This is a genomic window from Escherichia sp. WS568, from assembly GCF_046486085.1.
Taxonomy (GTDB): domain Bacteria; phylum Pseudomonadota; class Gammaproteobacteria; order Enterobacterales; family Enterobacteriaceae; genus Escherichia; species Escherichia coli.
Map to the genome: position 1 here is coordinate 1 of NZ_JBJQMC010000051.1, position 4,435 is coordinate 4,435.

General features: G+C 47.6%; 4 protein-coding genes, 4 tRNA genes and 1 rRNA gene. 1 reads left to right on the forward strand and 8 read right to left on the reverse strand.

Annotation, left to right across the window (positions count from 1 at the left end):
* The 5 genes from ACJHWR_RS24965 to ACJHWR_RS24985 all read right to left on the reverse strand — a co-directional run.
* Nucleotides 1-321 (reverse strand): GTP-binding protein (locus ACJHWR_RS24965; RefSeq protein ID WP_000031694.1); only part of this gene is annotated, 321 nt, incomplete at its 3' end.
* Between the two features lie 114 nt (nucleotides 322-435).
* A tRNA-Thr gene (locus ACJHWR_RS24970) sits at nucleotides 436-511 on the reverse strand.
* A 6-nt stretch (nucleotides 512-517) separates the two neighbouring features.
* Nucleotides 518-592 (reverse strand) — tRNA-Gly (locus tag ACJHWR_RS24975).
* 116 nt (nucleotides 593-708) lie between these two features.
* A tRNA-Tyr gene (locus tag ACJHWR_RS24980) sits at nucleotides 709-793 on the reverse strand.
* An 8-nt stretch (nucleotides 794-801) separates the two neighbouring features.
* Nucleotides 802-877 (reverse strand) — tRNA-Thr (locus ACJHWR_RS24985).
* Nucleotides 878-1,238: 361 nt separating this feature from the next.
* On the opposite strand from ACJHWR_RS24985, the gene coaA reads away from it, so the two are divergent.
* Nucleotides 1,239-2,189 carry a type I pantothenate kinase gene (gene coaA, locus ACJHWR_RS24990; RefSeq protein ID WP_000023085.1) on the forward strand — a complete coding sequence of 317 codons (951 nt, stop codon included), beginning with the start codon at nucleotides 1,239-1,241 and terminating at the stop codon, nucleotides 2,187-2,189.
* A gap of 28 nt (nucleotides 2,190-2,217) precedes the next feature.
* Here coaA and birA read toward each other — a convergent pair whose 3' ends face one another.
* The 3 genes from birA to rrf form a co-directional block, all read right to left on the reverse strand.
* Nucleotides 2,218-3,183 (reverse strand): bifunctional biotin--[acetyl-CoA-carboxylase] ligase/biotin operon repressor BirA, encoded by a 966-nt coding sequence (gene birA / locus ACJHWR_RS24995; RefSeq protein ID WP_000654618.1) that lies wholly within the window; start codon nucleotides 3,181-3,183, stop codon nucleotides 2,218-2,220.
* Complete coding sequence (murB, locus tag ACJHWR_RS25000; protein ID WP_001016684.1) at nucleotides 3,180-4,208, reverse strand: UDP-N-acetylmuramate dehydrogenase; 1,029 nt, start codon at nucleotides 4,206-4,208, stop codon at nucleotides 3,180-3,182. Before murB ends, birA begins: the two co-directional genes overlap by 4 nt.
* Before the next feature lie 136 nt (nucleotides 4,209-4,344).
* A 5S ribosomal RNA gene (rrf, locus tag ACJHWR_RS25005) occupies nucleotides 4,345-4,435 on the reverse strand; the annotation flags it as partial.

Sequence of the window (4,435 nt, forward strand, 5' to 3'; positions counted from 1 at the left end):
AGCAACTACCAGGATCGCGCCGTCCATCTGAGCAGCACCGGTGATCATGTTTTTAACATAGTCGGCGTGCCCCGGGCAGTCTACGTGTGCGTAGTGACGGGTCGGGGTGTCGTATTCAACGTGAGAAGTGTTGATGGTGATACCACGAGCTTTTTCTTCCGGCGCGTTATCGATCTGGTCGAATGCGCGAGCAGCACCGCCGTAGGTTTTAGCCAGTACGGTAGTGATTGCAGCGGTCAGCGTTGTTTTACCATGGTCAACGTGGCCGATAGTACCGACGTTAACGTGCGGTTTTGTACGTTCAAACTTTTCTTTAGACATCGATTGTCCCTCTAAGACACGGATAAATCGGTGATATCACCACATCAACCAGGCAACATGCCCGACTTGTTGAATGCAATAAACAGAAGGAAAAAACAGGGAGGAGAAAAGAAGTGGTGCTGATAGGCAGATTCGAACTGCCGACCTCACCCTTACCAAGGGTGCGCTCTACCAACTGAGCTATATCAGCACATCTTGGAGCGGGCAGCGGGAATCGAACCCGCATCATCAGCTTGGAAGGCTGAGGTAATAGCCATTATACGATGCCCGCATCCTGGAACTCGGCTACCTGATTTTCATTCTGCACTGAATATCGAGAGAAGCTCTCTTTATTCGAGCCGGTAAGCGAACTTATCGTCTCGGGCTACGCCATCGCGTGGCCGAAATTGGTGGTGGGGGAAGGATTCGAACCTTCGAAGTCTGTGACGGCAGATTTACAGTCTGCTCCCTTTGGCCGCTCGGGAACCCCACCGGACTTGATGGTGCCGACTACCGGAATCGAACTGGTGACCTACTGATTACAAGTCAGTTGCTCTACCTACTGAGCTAAGTCGGCATCAAGTAGCGCGCATTCTATGGAGACATGCGAGTTCATGCAACTAAAAAATTGCATAATTTGTTTTATTGGTCACATTTTATGCGACACGATGAAGAAACAGCCGAACGGAGGGCAGATTAGCACACTTTTTCAACATCATTGTGCTCAACAATGCGCTCCTGCTAAACCATAATTCTTTTTATCAGATGGAATATCTGTCACATTGCTTTTCAACGATAGCTTCCTGGGAGAGATTTTTTCTTATTATTCCTCCCCATCTGGTGTTACCCTCCTGCCCATTAACCCATTCAACAGAACTGTGACGCGCCATGGCAAATATCGCTTTGCCGATAGAGCTATGACCGCCAGAAACATGCTTATGAGTATAAAAGAGCAAACGTTAATGACGCCTTACCTACAGTTTGACCGCAACCAGTGGGCAGCTCTGCGTGATTCCGTACCTATGACGTTATCGGAAGATGAGATCGCCCGTCTCAAAGGTATTAATGAAGATCTCTCGTTAGAAGAAGTTGCCGAGATCTATTTACCTCTGTCACGTTTGCTGAACTTCTATATAAGCTCGAATCTGCGCCGTCAGGCAGTTCTGGAACAGTTTCTTGGTACCAACGGGCAACGCATTCCTTACATTATCAGTATTGCTGGTAGTGTCGCGGTGGGGAAAAGTACAACCGCCCGTGTATTGCAGGCGCTATTAAGCCGTTGGCCGGAACATCGTCGTGTTGAACTGATCACGACTGATGGCTTCCTTCACCCTAATCAGGTACTGAAAGAACGTGGTCTGATGAAGAAGAAAGGCTTCCCGGAATCGTATGATATGCATCGCCTGGTGAAGTTTGTTTCCGATCTCAAATCCGGCGTGCCAAACGTTACAGCACCTGTTTACTCGCATCTTATTTATGATGTGATCCCGGATGGAGATAAAACGGTTGTTCAGCCTGATATTTTAATTCTTGAAGGGTTAAATGTCTTACAGAGCGGAATGGATTATCCACACGATCCACATCATGTATTTGTTTCTGATTTTGTCGATTTTTCGATATATGTTGATGCACCGGAAGACTTACTTCAGACGTGGTATATCAACCGTTTTCTGAAATTCCGGGAAGGGGCTTTTACAGACCCGGATTCCTATTTTCATAACTACGCGAAATTAACTAAAGAAGAAGCGATTAATACTGCCATGACGTTGTGGAAAGAGATCAACTGGCTGAACTTAAAGCAAAATATTCTACCTACTCGCGAGCGCGCCAGTTTAATCCTGACGAAAAGTGCTAATCATGCGGTAGAAGAGGTCAGACTACGCAAATAATTTTCAGGGGAGCTAATGCTCCCCTATCTTATTTTTCCGCACTACGCAGGGATATTTCACCGCCCATCCAGGGTTTTATTATTCCATCCTGCTCAAGCAATAAAGCGCCCTGTTTGTCTATTCCACGTGAAATGCCAAATATTTCTTTATCACCAATGATAAGTTTCACTGGGCGATTAATAAAATTATCCAGCTTTTCCCAGCGCGAAAGATAAGGTGCCAATCCTTCTTGCTCGAAGAGTTCCAGCGCCGCGCGTAATTCACGTATGAGCATGGCCGCCAACGTATTACGATCGAGATTGATTCCCGCTTCCTGCAGCGTGATCCACCCTTGATTAACGACACTCTCTTCAACACGACGCATTGCCATGTTGATCCCGGCTCCAATGACTATTTGCGCCGCATCGCCGGTTTTGCCAGTTAGCTCCACAAGAATGCCTGCCAGCTTGCGATCCTGCAAATAGAGGTCATTAGGCCATTTAACACGAACTTTATCTGCACCCAGCTTGCGTAATACTTCCGCCATCACGATACCGATAACCAGACTTAAACCAATCGCCGCCGCCGGGCCTTGTTCCAGACGCCAGAACATCGACAAATATAAGTTTGCGCCAAAAGGCGAAAACCATTTCCGACCCCGGCGACCACGGCCAGCCTGCTGGTATTCTGCAACACAGGCATCGCCCGATTTAAGCTCTCCGATACGATCAAGAAGGTACTGATTCGTGGAGTCAATAACGGGCAGCACAGTTACACTACCGCCATCCAGCTGACCCAATATCTGTTCAGCATTAAGTAACTGGATAGGCTCAGGCAGGCTGTATCCTTTACCCGGAACGGTAAAGACATCAACGCCCCAGTCACGCAGTGTCTGAATGTGTTTATTAATAGCCGCCCGGCTCATTCCTAACGTTTCACCCAACTGCTCACCAGAGTGAAATTCGCCATTCGCTAACAGCGCGATTAATTTCAGCGGAACGGTATTATCCTTCATGAAATCGTCTCCACTGCGCTAACTTCACCTGATGCACCAATAAAGCGAACTTCAGGCTCAAGCCAGACATTAAATTTTTCACCCACTTTTTGTCTTACATGATGTGCCAGTTGCACCACATCTTCGCTTTTTGCATTGTCTTCATTAATGAGGACTAACGCCTGTTGACGGTGCACCGCAGCCCCACCCATTTGCATCCCTTTTAGCTGGCACTGATCGATAAGCCAACCTGCTGCCAGTTTTACTGAACCATCCGCCTGGGGATAATTTGGTGCTGTTGGAAATTGTGCCAGTAATGCTTTAGCCGTTTCGGCAGATACAACAGGGTTTTTGAAGAAACTACCGGCATTGCCATTCACTTTTGGATCAGGGAGTTTGGTGGTGCGCATATGACATACCGCATTAAATACTTGCTGTGGCGTTACGGTTGTAGGATCCAGACGAGTTAAGTCACCATACGTTAGTACAGGTTGCCACTCTTTTGGCAGACGCAGACCTACGGCTACAATGGCGAAGCGGTCCTGGTATTCATGTTTAAAAATACTGTCGCGATAGCCAAAACGGCACTCTTTGGCAGTTAAGCGCACTTGCTTGCCTGTCGCCAGTTCAACACAGTCAACATAAGCGCAAACTCGCTGTAATTCTACGCCATAAGCACCAATATTCTGGATAGGTGATGAGCCGACACAACCAGGAATTAATGCCAGATTTTCCAGACCAGGCATACCTTCCTGCAAAGTGTATTTTACCAGGCGATGCCAGTTTTCTCCGGCTCCTACATGTAAATACCACGCATCAGGTTCATCATGAATTTCGATACCTTTGATCCGGTTGATGATCACCGTACCGCGATAGTCTTCCAGAAAAAGTACATTACTTCCTTCACCCAGAATAAGAACGGATTGTCCTTTTGCGGTTGCATGCTGCCAGGCATTGAGTAGTTGTTGTTCGTCTTCGGCACATACAATGTGCTGAGCATTATGATCAATGCCAAATGTGTTCCAGGGTTTTAAGGAGTGGTTCATAGCTGCTTTCCTGATGCAAAAACGAGGCTAGTTTACCGTATCTGTGGGGGGATGGCTTGTAGTTATGACGACAGGGAGTGTTTGTAGAAACGCAAAAAGGCCCAGTCTTCCGACTGGGCCTTCTGCTTAATTTGATGCCTGGCAGTTCCCTACTCTCGCATGGGGAGACCCCACACTACCATCGGCGCTACGGCGTTTCACTTCTGAGTTCGGCATGGGGTCAGGTG